At 61.8% G+C, this 14,030-nt stretch carries 18 protein-coding genes; 16 read left to right on the top strand and 2 right to left on the bottom strand.

Features of this window, described 5'->3' with window-relative positions; translation table 11 throughout:
• Positions 1-171: 171 nt before the first annotated feature.
• Entirely contained in the window at positions 172-426 is a 255-nt protein-coding gene (locus BVH03_RS22120; RefSeq protein WP_075963204.1) for a hypothetical protein, read from the bottom strand.
• Positions 427-754: 328 nt separating this feature from the next.
• On the opposite strand from BVH03_RS22120, the gene BVH03_RS22115 reads away from it, so the two are divergent.
• From BVH03_RS22115 to BVH03_RS22075, 8 genes are all read left to right on the top strand, one after another.
• Positions 755-1,621: a Bro-N domain-containing protein gene (locus BVH03_RS22115; protein WP_075963203.1), complete on the top strand. Its 867-nt coding sequence runs from the start codon at positions 755-757 to the stop codon at positions 1,619-1,621.
• Positions 1,622-1,688: 67 nt separating this feature from the next.
• On the top strand, positions 1,689-2,069 hold the full coding sequence (locus BVH03_RS22110; protein WP_075963202.1) for a hypothetical protein: 381 nt from the start codon (positions 1,689-1,691) through the stop codon (positions 2,067-2,069).
• Positions 2,066-3,202, top strand: a complete 1,137-nt coding sequence (locus BVH03_RS22105) for a DUF6575 domain-containing protein (RefSeq protein WP_075963201.1) — start codon at positions 2,066-2,068, stop codon at positions 3,200-3,202. The genes BVH03_RS22110 and BVH03_RS22105 overlap by 4 nt, the downstream gene beginning before the upstream one ends.
• A gap of 62 nt (positions 3,203-3,264) precedes the next feature.
• Positions 3,265-3,723 carry a zinc ribbon domain-containing protein gene (locus BVH03_RS26580; RefSeq protein ID WP_177344932.1) on the top strand — a complete coding sequence of 153 codons (459 nt, stop codon included), beginning with the start codon at positions 3,265-3,267 and terminating at the stop codon, positions 3,721-3,723.
• A 53-nt stretch (positions 3,724-3,776) separates the two neighbouring features.
• Positions 3,777-4,142 (top strand): hypothetical protein, encoded by a 366-nt coding sequence (locus BVH03_RS22090; RefSeq protein WP_075963198.1) that lies wholly within the window; start codon positions 3,777-3,779, stop codon positions 4,140-4,142.
• Between the two features lie 175 nt (positions 4,143-4,317).
• Positions 4,318-6,450 carry a tape measure protein gene (locus tag BVH03_RS22085; protein ID WP_075963197.1) on the top strand — a complete coding sequence of 711 codons (2,133 nt, stop codon included), beginning with the start codon at positions 4,318-4,320 and terminating at the stop codon, positions 6,448-6,450.
• Positions 6,451-6,494: 44 nt separating this feature from the next.
• Positions 6,495-6,998 carry a hypothetical protein gene (locus BVH03_RS22080; protein WP_075963196.1) on the top strand — a complete coding sequence of 168 codons (504 nt, stop codon included), beginning with the start codon at positions 6,495-6,497 and terminating at the stop codon, positions 6,996-6,998.
• 1 nt (position 6,999) lies between these two features.
• Positions 7,000-8,709 (top strand): hypothetical protein, encoded by a 1,710-nt coding sequence (locus tag BVH03_RS22075; RefSeq protein ID WP_075963195.1) that lies wholly within the window; start codon positions 7,000-7,002, stop codon positions 8,707-8,709.
• A gap of 26 nt (positions 8,710-8,735) precedes the next feature.
• Here the strand turns inward: BVH03_RS22075 and BVH03_RS26175 are convergent, their stop codons facing one another.
• Positions 8,736-8,939 carry a hypothetical protein gene (locus tag BVH03_RS26175; protein ID WP_143486042.1) on the bottom strand — a complete coding sequence of 68 codons (204 nt, stop codon included), beginning with the start codon at positions 8,937-8,939 and terminating at the stop codon, positions 8,736-8,738.
• 33 nt (positions 8,940-8,972) lie between these two features.
• Here BVH03_RS26175 and BVH03_RS26170 point away from each other — a divergent pair, with 33 nt between their 5' ends.
• The 8 genes from BVH03_RS26170 to BVH03_RS26660 form a co-directional block, all read left to right on the top strand.
• Positions 8,973-9,224 carry a hypothetical protein gene (locus BVH03_RS26170; RefSeq protein WP_143486041.1) on the top strand — a complete coding sequence of 84 codons (252 nt, stop codon included), beginning with the start codon at positions 8,973-8,975 and terminating at the stop codon, positions 9,222-9,224.
• Complete coding sequence (locus tag BVH03_RS22065) at positions 9,217-10,812, top strand: hypothetical protein (protein ID WP_075963193.1); 1,596 nt, start codon at positions 9,217-9,219, stop codon at positions 10,810-10,812. The genes BVH03_RS26170 and BVH03_RS22065 overlap by 8 nt, the downstream gene beginning before the upstream one ends.
• Positions 10,809-11,573 carry a hypothetical protein gene (locus tag BVH03_RS22060; RefSeq protein WP_075963192.1) on the top strand — a complete coding sequence of 255 codons (765 nt, stop codon included), beginning with the start codon at positions 10,809-10,811 and terminating at the stop codon, positions 11,571-11,573. The genes BVH03_RS22065 and BVH03_RS22060 overlap by 4 nt, the downstream gene beginning before the upstream one ends.
• Positions 11,570-11,959 (top strand): hypothetical protein, encoded by a 390-nt coding sequence (locus BVH03_RS22055; protein WP_075963191.1) that lies wholly within the window; start codon positions 11,570-11,572, stop codon positions 11,957-11,959. The genes BVH03_RS22060 and BVH03_RS22055 overlap by 4 nt, the downstream gene beginning before the upstream one ends.
• A gap of 49 nt (positions 11,960-12,008) precedes the next feature.
• Complete coding sequence (locus BVH03_RS22050) at positions 12,009-12,566, top strand: hypothetical protein (RefSeq protein WP_256574783.1); 558 nt, start codon at positions 12,009-12,011, stop codon at positions 12,564-12,566.
• Complete coding sequence (locus tag BVH03_RS22045; protein ID WP_075963189.1) at positions 12,559-12,801, top strand: hypothetical protein; 243 nt, start codon at positions 12,559-12,561, stop codon at positions 12,799-12,801. The genes BVH03_RS22050 and BVH03_RS22045 overlap by 8 nt, the downstream gene beginning before the upstream one ends.
• A 5-nt stretch (positions 12,802-12,806) precedes the next feature.
• Positions 12,807-13,301, top strand: a complete 495-nt coding sequence (locus BVH03_RS22040; RefSeq protein WP_075963188.1) for a hypothetical protein — start codon at positions 12,807-12,809, stop codon at positions 13,299-13,301.
• Positions 13,302-13,304: 3 nt separating this feature from the next.
• A partial coding sequence (locus BVH03_RS26660; RefSeq protein ID WP_218189564.1) for a pyocin knob domain-containing protein occupies positions 13,305-14,030 on the top strand: 726 nt, incomplete at its 3' end.

The following is a 14,030-nucleotide window of genomic DNA, read 5'->3' as shown; positions in this document are numbered from 1 at the left end:
TGCTCACCTGAAAGGTTGGTCGCGACCTTTCGAATCGTACAAAAGCAAACGCCCCGAACAATGTCGGGGCGTCTGATGGGATCACTACCTGCATCAGCGACTTTTCACACGCTCTGAGTTGCGGGGCTTTTTGTTGGGAGCGCAGAAACTTGAAGGCGGGATGGTTACTAATCAGGTGGTGTAGTTACACCATTGGATCTGAGGGACGGAAGCGAGATAGTCGACGACGTCGCGCCGTCCCCAAAACCTAATCCCCCCCTGCTGATCAGGCACTGCCAGCGCGATTTCTACCGACGGAAAATACGGTTGGAAAAAGGCCACAGCATCCCGAATAGCCTTCTCACTGGAAACCGCTGACTGACGAACTATGACTGCGGCGAATGGAACACCGCCGACAACGAAATAAGCACCTTGAAACGCTGACATTTTGACCTCCTTGGTCTGGCTGACGTCAAAACGCTACTATAGGTGTTCCGTCTGCTGATAGCTGGCTTTTCGTGCAGCCTGACTGCCAGGGCTCACCCGGCGCATAGTTCACCCGCCTCTGCAAATTCAGAGGTCGGGTTTGGCGACTCGGAAAAGTCAGGCGCACGACGCCTTAATGGCGTTTTTTTGTGCCCGCGTTATGGCGGGCCGTGCGTGGGAGTCCTTCGGGGCTGCCGGGTTCCCTGACCCCGGTTCGCCAACCCGCGTACGGTTCGTCACCATCTTTTGGCGAAGATGTGGCGAACCCTAAACGATCAGGGTGACCACAATGCAAAACGCTCAAGTAATTCCGTTCCGCTTCGAAGCTCGCGAAGTCCGCACCATGCTGATTGATGATCAGCCGTGGTTCGTGGCCGCCGATGTAGCCGCCTCACTTGAATACGGCGTTCCTTCCGCGCTGACTCGTCATCTCGACGATGATGAAAAGGGTGTGTCAACTGTGCACACCCTTGGTGGCGCCCAGGAAATGCTGGTGATCAACGAGTCCGGCCTGTACTCGGCGATCCTCCGCAGCCGCAAGGCCGAGGCGAAGCGCTTCAAGAAGTGGGTGACCGCCGAGGTGCTGCCAGCGATCCGCAAGCACGGCCGGTACCACGATGAGCAAGGCAAGATGGCCACCCTGATCGGCGAGACGATCGGCACCGACGGCTTCCATATGCTGGGCGCCTTGATCAAGGGCAAGGTCGCCAGCCTGCCGGCGGCCAAGCAGCGGAAGGCCACCGCCAAGATCTGGTCGCAGACTCACGCCGCTTTCGGCGTGCGCAGCGCCGCCGATATCCCGGCCAGCCAGCTGGACAGCGCCCGCAACTTCATTGCCGCCTATAGCGTGATGGAGGGTGAGTATCTCGGGCGGGAAGATGGCCAAGCTGAAGACCGCCCCAGGCTGACCAGCAGAGGGCAGCGCTTCCTGGTCAGCCTCGACAACCAAGGCGCTGAGCGCTGGAAAGAAATCCCGCGAGATGCCAGCGTGCTGACCACCGAAGAGTTCATCCGGGCCATCCTGTTGGACGGCGACATGCCCCTGAGCACTGACGAGATGTTTAAAGTTGCCCAGTTGGCTATGGGCAACCTGCATAGTCGAAGCAAGGTTGTCGCGGCGCAGCTGAAGAACCAGCGACACCCGCTCGCTGGATGAACGGCCAGTTCAACCACTGCTGGCATAATGATAGAGTCGCAACCCTGCTCAGGGAGGGTTGCGAGAAATGGAAGTCAAACATCAGTGGTTTGAGGAATTGCCCGAGCAATGTCCACCGAGCGGTGCATTCGACCCTGACCAATTCGTCTGCTATCGGCTGTGTGAGAGTAGCGCGCCGAGTGATGGCGACTTCTATTCGCACCGCAAGCTGTTTCCGAGCAAGAGGTATCCGGTTTCCGAGTGCCAGGCGCGCTCGGTGTCGGTTTTCAAAGATTCTGCTGATTTGGAACCAGTTCTCAAAATCCCCGCTCAGAGGCATAAGGCGGTGGTTGAGCTCACGCTCAACAAGGAAGATGGCGTGATGATGAAAACTGGTAACAAGAGCCATTATTCCTGGTGGCGCTCATGTGGCTTTAAGCTGCCAAGTGCTGCCGAGGAATCAGCATGAGAACCGTCGAGCTGAGTCACATACTGCTGGAATACGATTACCCGCAGGTTTTTGTAGGATCAGATGCGATTGGCGGCCGATATGTGGGTATGGCTGTTGAGGAACGCGAAAGCGGCCCGATCTATCTCCTCGTTCCGGTTTCCCGAGGGCGCTGTGAGGAGCTGCTCGCTGGAAAAGTCGACCTCCTGAGCATTTATAAAGAGCCTCAGATAGGCGAGTTTTACACGTGCTCACCTGATGATTTCACCACCGATTTCCGCATCGAGCCCTACAGCATCGACGTAATCACGGATGACTGGCTGCCAGATCCAGGTTTGTTTTTTGATCACACCGATACGGTACTCAACAAGGCGAAAGAGCTGACGGCAACAGTGGCCTATGCATCGCTGTCGGTGCCAGAGTCGAAGACAGAGCTAAGGATCAGAAGCAGAAAGCTGTCTGAATTCCTGGCCATCTACCAGAGCGTGCTGCGCCACCTCGCCAGAGCTGGAGCCAAGCATGCCGGCAAGAAAATTCCCAAGGGCGAAGATCCGTACGAAATCGATGTGTTCGGGACATGCATGGGGTCATTCACCGTGCAGGTTCGAAGCGCTGACCCATGCGACATGCTCGGCGACAATAAAGCGCTCGTCGTCGCCTTCCAGATGCTGAATGAGTTTCTTGATCTGGCAGACCAGCCAGCCAGCGCGATGGCGTTCCTTTTGGGAGTTAAAGGCCACGCCGCTTCGGCTTTGGTCAACTTGCTTACCTTCATAGCTGAAAACGATTGCCCATTTGCTAACACGTGGTCGACCCCCACCATGGCCTCCTCGTCCAGGGGGCGTATTCGCGTTGCCAGCGCCCGCAATGTTATTGAGCGTTGCAAGCAGCGTGAGGACCTTGGCGTTGAAACGCTTGAGCTCACTGGGGTGGTTGATTCAGCCAAGGTTTCGACCAGCAGTTGGTCAATGCACGTGGATGGTGAAACCTACAGTGGTGGCGTGAAGGAAGGTATTGACCTCAACCTCGCAGGAATAACGGTGGGCAATCGCTATACCTTCGTGTGTGAAGAGCGAATCGAGGTTGTACAAGGCACGGGCCGCGAGAGGCGAATCATCAGCCTGATTCGTTTCATCGGCGCAGAAGGTACTTAGGTAGCGGGTATCAGTCTGCACTGGCCGGTGGTAGATTCCGCCCATTGAATGGGAGGGAAGCCGTGGCGCTTATCAAATGCAGGGAATGTGGCAATCTAGTTTCGACGCAGGCCAAAGCCTGTCCGACTTGTGGCGCGAAGCCCAAGCCCAAAACCAGCATGATTACTTGGCTGGTGCTGGCCGTGATAATTTTCTTCGCGTTGAAGTCATGCATCATCGGTTCGCCAACAGGAACGAAGCCACCAGCTGCTTCAAGATCAGATTGTTCTGACACCCTGGCGCACGTGATGGCCACCAATTTCGTGAAACGGCAGCTCAAATCACCGACGAGCGCCAAGTTCCCCTACACCAGTGATCGAGATGTCAGCATCACCAAGATCTCGGATTGCCGGTATCAGATTCACAGCTACGTCGATTCGCAAAATGGTTTTGGCGCGATGATCCGTTCACGGTTCAGCGTCATTATGGACGGTCTGCCAGACGGCAAGTCATGGCGCGCAGAACAGCTAGTTATCGATTGAGCTGGAACCTACTACAACCCGCTACGGCGGGTTTTTTTATGCCTGGAGTTTGTATGAGCGAGCTGGAAATTCTGTTCCCTGAGTACCCAACCGTCAGCGTGCTGGGCCGGCCTGTGAAAGTGAAGGCGGTTCGCCTGGCTGACCTGGGAGCTTTCGGCGCGGCATCGGGCCGCCTGCTGGCTTTGATGGCCGCCTGCTCGACCGAGCAGCAGGCCGAGTTTGCGGAAAAGCACTCTGGTGATCTGCGCCGTGTGCTGCGCATGGCTACCAGCATTGGCTGGTGGAGTGCGCGGCGGTTGCCGGCGCCGGTGGCCCTGGAGCTGTTCGGCGTGGTGCTGCAGGTGAACCACCGTTTTTTCACGCAGGCCCTGGCGGGGGCGGCAAAGCGGCTGGGTGGGCAGTTGCAGCCCAACGGCTGATCACTGCCGGGCATGCATTCGCTGATGTCGCTGATTACAGCCTGGATCAGGTTGAGGCGTTCCTGACCGCCATCGGGAAGCAGGAGGCGCAGGCGCAGCGCAACGCGCTGATCGTGGCGCGGGCTGCCAAGGCAAAGCAGTCGAAATTCAACGAGATTCTGCGGGAGCTTGATAAATGAGTGGTCGGGTAACCACGCAGCTCGTCATCGACGGCAAGAACAACTCGCAGAAGGCCTTCCAGCAGGTGGATAAAAGCCTGAACGAGCTGGATCGCAAGTCGCTCGACGTCGGCAAGAACCTCAAGCAGTTGTTCACCGTGGCCGCCGTTACGCAAGCCGTGCGCAGCTACCTGGATGTTGCAGGCGCCGCCGGCGAGCTGGATTCGCGTATCAAGCTCACCACCAAGAGCCAGGAAGAATTCAACGAGGTGCAGGGCCGCCTGCAGGAGCTGTCGCGCCGCACCTACAAGAGCTTCTCCGAAACTGCCGAGGTCTACATCAGCGCCGCCAAGCCGCTGAAGGAACTGGGGTTCACCACCGAGGATACGCTCGGAGTGGTCGAGGCCATGAACCTTGGCCTGGTGGCCAGCGCGGCGACCGGCGACAAGGCTGCCCGTGTGATCCAGCAGTTTGGCCGTGGCCTGCAGCAGGGTGTTATCCGCGGGGATTCGTTCAACGCAGTGCTGGAAGATGCCCCCGTGCTGCTGGACGCGCTGGCCACCGGCCTGGGCGTGTCCCGCGCAGAGATTCTGCGAATGGCCCAGGCTGGCGAGCTGACAACTGACCGCGTAATTCCAGCCCTCACCAGCCAGATCGACTCTCTGAAGGCGAAGGTTGAGGAAATGCCTACCACCTTCCGCGACGCCAACGTCGTGTTGGGTGACGCCTTTACACAGGCGATCAAGGAATTCGACAACCTCTCTGGTGCCGGCGGCACGGCGACCAAGTCAGTTATGGACTTCGCCGAGGCCATCCGCACCGCCACGAAATCCGAAGGTTTCAAGGCGTTCGCCGAGTTCGTGGGCGCCGGCGTGAACAACTTCGTTTCTATCGGTAAGGACCTGGGCTATATCACAGCCAGCCTGACGGGCAACGTGGCTGAGCTCGACCGGGTGGATAAGGAGATCGAGAAAATAGAGGCCGCGCTGAACGGCTTCGGCATGCTTGACCTGATCTACACCGATGCGCAGCTGCAGGTGAAGCTGAAGGAGTTTCAGAATTACCGGGAGCAGCTGCTCGAGCAGATGACCGGCCTCAACAAAGACGCCCGCGACAAGATGGAAGAAGGCCAGAAGGCTGAAGCTGAGGCCCTTGCCGAGTACAACCGCCTGAAGCTGGCCGGCGAGCAGAAGTGGGTCAGCGACATGAGCAGCATGCGCAGCAAGCTGCTTGAGGACACCAAGGCGGCGATCAAGGCCCAGGTTGCCGAAGAGAAGAAGGCTGTTGTCGATATCGCCAAGATCCGCGACCAGCGTCTGGCAATCGAGAAGAAATACAGCGATACGCTGGCGACCTTCGCTGGCGCTGGCCGTGGCGGCGCGACCTTCGGGACCGCGCAGGATCTGATGGCATCTGCCCGCCAGGCGCTGGTGCGCGGCGACTTCGAGAACGCAAAGCAGCAGGCCGAAGCGGCGCGCCAGATACTCGTAGACCTGGCCAATGCGGGCGAGAACACCTATGGCTTCCAGGGCTTCGCCAACCAGCTCAAGCAGATCGAACTGGCGGCCAACGACTTGGAGCAGTCCAAGGCCGAGGACAAGCTAAAAGGCATCCGCGATGGCATCCAGGGTCTGAAGGATCAGTCGAAGGATCTGGAGCAGGTGCGTGTCACGCCAAAGTTGGACGACGCAGCTGTTGCCGCGCTCGGCGAGCAGATCAAGGCGCTGGCCACATCGATTGGCCAACAACTGACGATCCCGGTACAGCTGGATTTCACGCAGCCTTACACGCTGCAGGATCCTGGACCTGTTCCGGGATTCGCCAAAGGCACCCAGGCCGCGCCGCCAGGTTATGCCTGGGTGGGCGAGAACGGCCCGGAGCTTGTGAACTTCCGCGGTGGCGAGCAGGTGCTGACCGCCGCCGCTTCTCGCAACCTGGCATCGACCATGGCCGGCATTAGCCTTGGTCTTGGCGGTACGGCTTCGCTAACCGAGGCTGCAATGTCCGCTCCGGCCGCACCGAGCTTCCCAAATCTGGGGCGTATGGTTCTGGAGGGCGGTGGCCAGCAGGTGCCGATTTATGTCGAGGCGGAGCAGGGGCCGAACCTGCAGCGCCTTGCCGCCAAGTTCGGACGAACCACCCGTCGTTGAACAGCCCGCCACCCGGCGGCCTTTCTGTTTCTGGAGCAGTACCCATGGCACACCTCCACATCATGCTCGGCGGTGTGCCGATCGTGACGCACGCCGGCGCGCCCGAGCAGAGCGAAGCGCCCATCGGCGGTAGCAGCTTGCTGCGCATGAGCGATGGCAGCGCGGTGAAGCAGCAGCACTGGCAGCGTGCGTCCGGCCGCGTGAGCGGTAACGGCCTGATGCCGCCTGGCCTCGACGGCCTGGATTACTCACTGCCGCTTGAGTTGCGCCTGACCGAGCTGTCGAACATGGTCGGCGCTGGGCCGGACTTCGTGCTCACCAGCACGCCGCGGCCGGACAAAGCGCCCTGGGCGTTCTACCAACTGGACGACGAACTCTGGTACCGCTGCGCCTGCAGCTTTGCCGATGGCGTGGTTACCGTGCCGCCGGTGGCGGGCGCTGTGCGCTATCAGGTGGCGTGGATGCCGGTGTACTCGGTGTTCACCGACAAGCCGAGCAAAACGCAGAGCACCAGCCACGGCTGGTCATTTTCCTGGGAAGAGGCCTGACATGATCAACGGTTCCCCGCTCAACAGCGGCCCGCTGAACACGCTTCGGGCCGGGGTGGCGCCGCAGCCTGAGCCCGAGTACCGGGTGCATGGCACCTCGTACGTTTGGCGTGTGCGGCTGCTGATCGGCGGAGTGGACATGACGGCCATTCTCACCGGCCAGCTCGACGTCGACCGGGAAGAGGGCGCCGCCGCGGTGGCGGGCTTCAGCCTGTACCTGGCGCCCGGGCAACCGGTGGTGCCGACGCAGTGGATAGGCAAGGCCGTGACGCTCGACTACATCAGCCGCGATCGCTACGGCGTGGTGACCGAAGCACGCCTGTACACCGGCCTGCTCGAGCTGCCCACTTGGGACGCCACTACCCGCGTGCTGGGCTGCGAGTGCAGCGACCAGCTGCAGCAGCGCATCGAGGGCCTGACCCTGGGGCAGATCGACACACTGTGCGGCGGCACCTGGTCGGCGGATGTGTTCGAGCCCGTGGAGGGCCGCAGCCACTGGGAATACGCCGGCGAACGCATGAGCACCCGCCCGGCCAGCCTGGATGCCGACACCTACGGCAACCTGCGCGTGACCAGCTGGTACGCCGCGGCCACACCACATTTCGTGTTCGGCCCAGGCCAGACCCTGGACGGCAGTGTGCAGATCGAGCTGCAGGCCCATGGCGGCACCACGAACTATGTCGAGATCACGCTCGACTATCGGTACAGCCGGTTGTGGCAGCTCAATCAGAGATTCGGTTGGACGCACACAGGAACAGGCGGCTTTACAGGCCTTCAGGGTTTCTGCATGTGGCGCCGCGACTCTACCGAGTTGCCGACGACTGAAATGGTCGAAGCTGCCGTAACCGGTGATGGTCTACAGATGATCGGTGGGGTGGGTGGCTACAAGCTACCGCTTGGCATGCCGAACCCTTGCGGTGACGGAATCCCTTGGGTCAACACGTTCGACAACCTGTGGCTCAGCGCGAGCGCGGTCGGTGCGCGTCGCTGGGTGCAAACCGTTACCGAGCAATACAAGCTGGCGCTGTTCACGCCGCTGGGCGCGGACGAAGCCACCCGCGTGATCAGCCGCGAATCCACCAGTTTCGAGGTTGAGAACGAGCGGGCCGGTGATTGGGAGCAGGGCAAGGCTTCGGGCGAAAGCCGTAGCGAAGACCTGATCGATGACGCACGCCGTTCGCTCGCGCTGGAGTGTCTGCTAAAGCGCGGCAGTACGTCGCTTGTGAGCGCGCATCGAGGCACGTCGCTCAGCTGGCAGGTACCCACCGATATGGCGCTGAGTATCGACCTGGTGCACACCCTCGAGCTTGGCGATCGGGCTCAGGGGAAAGGCAAGTGCCGGCGTATTCAGCATGTGCTCGACCTTGGCGAAGGTACTGCTATCACCACGCTTGATGTCGCGCTTATGCAGGGCGGCGGTGAGAGTGATCCGCTGTCGGTGCCGGGGTCTCCAGACACCACGCTTCCTCCGGTGCCGGGGAACGCCCCAGGGCTCGGCACGCACATCGGCGGCCGCGTGGATTCACCACCGTTCGACGAAACATGGCTGGGCTTCACTGGCAATTACTCTGTGACGACGAGTGATGAAACCTACCCGCGCAACTTTCGCGCGAAAACCCACGACATCCCCGCCGAGTACCGCGACGAACGCACGGCAACCGCTGAACACTCGTACCGCGTGGGCATCCCGAACGATCTTCTGGGGCTATAGATATGTCATTGCAGGATGATCGCCGCTCAATCGGCCAAAGCAATCAAGATGCCCGTCGAGCGCTCGGCCAGGCCAATCAGGATGCCCGGCGCGGCCTGGGAAAAGCTAACCAGGATGCGCGGCGCAAGATCGGCCGAGACATGATCGAGCAGCGTACCGGGAAAAAACAGGTCGATGACATCAATGCGCTGCTCAACCCACCCCGCCAGAATCGGACCCTGCAGAGGCAAGAACCGCGTGGTGGGTTGGCTGGAGGTGTCGGAGTGGGGGTATACACGCCTCCGCCAGCCAGCCCCGGCGGTGGTGGCGTGGCCAGCCCACTGACAGTGCAGCAGATCGTTTACGCGGAAGAGCCCAGCTACATCGCCACCTTCGATGCCAGTGGCTACTTCGGCATGAAGATGATCACCCGCATGATCATGGTCGACGCCGAGGGGCGGCAGATCATCGTCGAGGGCTTCGACAAGCTGGACGAGAACGGCAACCCGAAACCACCGGAGAACCCGAATGGCTAACACCTGGCCGCCCAGCGCGATCACGGCCATCGACCCGCTGCCGTACCACGGCCTGGTGTACACCACCGAAGTCAGTCCGCAGATCATGCTCGACCCCATGGACGGTCGTGCGCCAGTGCCCATGCCACCGTTCTATAGCCTGTACCTCGGCAACTATCACCGAATGGCTGATTACAGTGCGATGCAGGATGGCTTTCTGTGGGACATCGGCATGCCGGACCCACCCCCCAATGCACAGATCGAGGCCGCAGGGGGGAAGCTGCTTGGCCGTCGAATCGTTGGCGGCGGTCTTCACTTGCCCGTACGCCTGGGCGAGGTGACCCGCCACTTGTTCGTTTTCGGCATCGTTTCGGATGAGCTGCTTCGGTTCGAGGCGCAGCCGCGGGGCGGGGTCTCGAGGACGCTGACTCAAGTGCCCTTGGCCGATGTGCAGCTCGACTGGTCCAAGACCGCGATCGAGTACGACGGTTCACTGGCCTCGAGAATGATGCCCGTGCCGAGATACGGTTTGAACACCCTGGATATCAGCCCAGACGGCACCCGCCACCTGTTCGGCGTCAGCCTCGCTGGCCTGGCAGACACCGCGGGATGGGCGACCACTATGGTGGCGATCATCGAGCTGGTGCTGAGCCTGGATGACCAGGGCGAGGTGAAGGGCGCGGCTACGATTCGGCGCACGGCCGCCGAGCTGCTGGGCAGTTACAGCTTCACGGTGAACAGCAACCTGCAGCGCCTGACCAGCGTATCGGACGGTTACCCGAGCTGTACCTCGCATCCCGACGTGCAGGACAGGCCCGACGAAACCACCGGGGATAACGGTTCACGAGGCTGGGAGGATCGGCGCACGGGCGTGGTGGTCGGTGCCGTGTTTGCGGGCAACGACATCGACTACATCACCGCAAGCTACAGCGCCGTGCGCGCCGAGACGATCACCACTACTACGGATTCGTACCAGTGGGGCAAGCCAAACGCCGAATCTGGTACTTGCGAGCCCTGGCAGCCTGGTGAGGCGCCGCCCATTCCGCCTACCCGGCAGCGCTACACCTTCAACTACCGATACGAGCTCGCTTTCAGCTTCAAGGGGGCGAGCATCGACGTGTGGATGGAGTCTGATGAGGTTGTCACGCTCACCCAGGAGGCCGGCCAGGCCGCGACCGGCACGTCGGCGGCTGTCGATAGAGCGTCGGCTGGGTTGCACCACGAGCTCGAAGAGCCCATGACGATGAGCACGCTGCGGTCGTTGGACAAGTTGAACCCTCGCGACGACGCGGGGCTGATCTACCTGCCGGCGGCGCTCTGGGACAGGAACTACTACACCGTCAGCGCCGTGGTGCGCCGGAACTGGGTGTCGCTCGCCACCTTCGAGAGCTACAGCCAAACCGGCCAGCCCGGCTGGCGAACATTCTGGGGGCCGCTGCTCACGCCGTTGGGCGTTGTGGGCGAAACCACCGAGCACCCAATCCGCACCACAAGCGGGCCTGGCTCACTGGTGCCGAGCTTCATCTACAACGCCGCGTACAACCCCATCACCGGCCAGGCCGTGCGCGATTGCGACATGCCCGGGCGAACCATCGCAGGATTCATATGAACTACGTGAACAACTGGAGCCGGCCGGTAACCCTGCCGCTCGGCGCGACGTCGCTCGCGCTGGATCTACCGGATGGGGCGTACCGCCTGACGCTGACAGACAGTGTTGCCGAGCCGACCCGCTGGGAAATCATCGGCGCCGTTGTGGCAAACGGTACCGCCACGCTGCAGCGCGGACGCGAGGGCACGCTTGAGCAGAACTGGCCAGCGGGCAGCGTGATTTACAACGCCCTCACCGCCGGGGTGCTCACGGATTTGCTGCAGGCAGTGGCTGATCTACAGGCGCGCGTGGCTGCGCTTGAGGGCGGCGGCGACGGGCACCTGGTGACGGTTGGCGATAACGGCTTCTTCCTGGGCTACTTCCTCGACGCCCAGGGCAACCAGCTCGGCAGCATCCAGCCGCAAACCGTATCGGTTCCTGGGGCTGGCGATCGTCAGGTGATGGCGGTGGCCTTTCTGCAGGGCGCCGATTTGTTCGTGATCGGCTTGGCTGGCGATGAGCTGCCGGAAGACGCGCTCCAGGCCGTCGAGGTGGAAGGCTACGGCCTGCTGCAGGCAGCTGATGCGACCTTCACGCCGAGTGATGACGGCGGCCAGTGGCAATGGACGGTTACGAACACGGGCGGCTGGGTGGCCGGCGACAAACGCCGCATCGATATCCAGTTCGGCAGCTCAAGCGGTGGAAACGAGCTTACCGATTCACAAGGCCAGCCGCTGGTGGACAGCGCAGGCAATCAACTGACAACAGGGGAAACCGCGTGAGCGTACAGCATGAATACAAGGGTGGCGGCGACCCGAACGGCGTCGTTACCGCCGACGTCAACAGCCACTACCTGAACCTTGATGATCAAGGCGTCTGGATCTGCACCAGCAGAACCGGAAATGTGTCGCAGTGGGCGCTGATCGGCGGGCCGCTACGCGACGCCGCCGGCGAGCGTTATGACATCAATGGCCTGCAGTACTTCGATGGCGTGGTGGGGCAGAGCGTGCAGTTCGTGTTCGATCTGCCGAATCGGGTGCTATCGAACGTACCGCTCAGCGGCAGCCCGCTTGAGTTCTACACCTCGGAGCCTAACTCCCGCGTCGAAATCCGCCCGGTTGCGAACGGCGACCTTATGGTCTGTGTAACCCCGCTCACCGAGTACTGACCCCCCCATTGCCCTGGAGTAGCCAGCCATACAGCCGGCCTGCCTCGACATGCCCGTGACAAAAGGCGCCACGCTGCGCAAACCGCTACTGCTGATGCAGCCCACTTACACCTACCGGCCGATCACCGCCATTCTGCCGACCGCGCCGCTGCAGCTCACCGTGCCGGCGCATGGCCTGCCGGGCGACTGGCCGACCTGGGTGGAAGGCAGCAGCTGGTCAGCGCTGAACCGCGATAAAGGCCGCGAGGGCTTCCGCATCGCCAAGCGCGTGGATGCGGATGCCCTCGAATACAACGACCTGAACGGCCTGGGCCAGCGCGCCCAGGGCGGCACGCTGGTGTATCAACTGCCCGTTGACCTGACCGGCTGCCGCGCCGCGCTGGTGATCACCCCAAAGTCTGGCCAGACCATTGAGCTGACCACCGAGAACGGTGGGCTGGCCATCGCTGGTCTAGGCCGCCTGCTGCTTGAAATGACTGCTGCACAAACGGCGGCCATCGACTGGGCCGAGGCCCGCTACAACCTGGACATCACCTTCAGCGACGGCAGCGTGCAGCGCTGGCTGCAGGGCAAGGTGACCATTAACGGGGGCTGCTGCCATGGTTGACGCACCGACCGTGCTGGTCGACGCCGTGCCGCATGTGCTGGTTGCCGAGCGGCAGCAGGTGGCGGGCGTGGCGGTGGCCAGCGGAGAGCAGGGGCCGCCCGGGCCGCCTGGCATCGGCGGCGCCAAGATCAGTGCCGAACCGAACAACCGACTGACCCTGAAAGCGGATGGGCTTCACGTCTCTGACGACTTCCAGCCCGACCCGCTTGCCCACTACATACTCGCAAAGGGTTGAACAACATGACTATGGAAACTCGCCTAATCGCCTTGGCCACTGCCATCGGCACCGACATCAAGAACCTCACCGCCAAGCAGGGCGACCTGACCAGCCTGCCCACCCAGGCCAAGGGCAACCTGGTGGCTGCCATCGCCGAGCTTTACAGACTGCTGGGGCAGGCCGGCGCTGTGATCGACGACACCGCCGGCGACGGTGCCACCAGCGTCACTTGGTCGGCGGACAAGATCCATGACACCATCGAGCTGGCCAAGGTCGCTGTGAAGGACTCGATCCTGGGCGGCGCATCCGAGGCATACGACACCCTGCTCGAGCTGGAACAACTGGCCACGGGCAATGCTTCGGCCGCCGCGGCGCTGGCTGCAGCCGTGGCAAATCGCGTGCGTTATGACGATGCGCAAACTCTAACCGTCGCGCAGAAGCTGCAGGCCTGCACGAACATCGGCGTCGGCAACCCCGAGACCGACTTCGCCGCGGCCTACGCCACGGCCAAGGCGTGACCCATGACTCTGGTAGCGCGCGTGATCGCGCTGGCCCAGGCGGTGGCGGCTGACATCAAGGCTATTCAGGTCTCGCTTTCCGGGCTTGGGACGGCCGCCCGCAAGAACGTGACCACCTCGGCCATCGACAAGACCCCTGATCGGGTGCTGCGCACGGGTGATGGCGGCTGGATGGGAGACGTACCTACAGCTGAGCTGAACTTCAACCTCGACGACCGTACGTTGCGGGGCTGGCGTTACTGCGCGAAGAACACCACCACCGGCACGTTCCCCCCTGGCGTCAACTATGGCCATGTCCATACCTTCGGAAATACCGGGGACGCGGTGAGCCAGGAGCTGTGGGCCTTCGAGGGTGCCAGCCAGACTTACACGCGCTGGTATCGGCAGTGCTTTGGCAGTGGGGCCTGGGGCGTGTGGGCGCCGATTCCTCGGCATGGCGAGGCCTTGCAGGGTGCTGCTCTGGTTGAGTGCGGCACGTTCGTCAGCGGTGGACAGGACTCGGACATCCTGATCAAGACCAATATCCCGGCGGCTGAATCGGTGATGCCTTCCCTCATCATCGAAGGCGCGATCAGCGGGTACACCCTCCCGTTCAGGATCGACTTGTCGTGGTACTTCTACCAAGGCGCGATCTATTTGCCCAATGCTATCGCCATGTCGGCCGGGAACCGGCCTGGCTGGGTCGCTATTCACCTCAGCGTGATCAACGGCCTCATCGCCATAAGGCTA

The sequence above is a fragment of the Pseudomonas sp. PA15(2017) genome, assembly GCF_001945395.1.
Classification (GTDB): Bacteria; Pseudomonadota; Gammaproteobacteria; order Pseudomonadales; family Pseudomonadaceae; genus Aquipseudomonas.
This window is presented reverse-complemented; position numbering and strand designations above follow the sequence as displayed.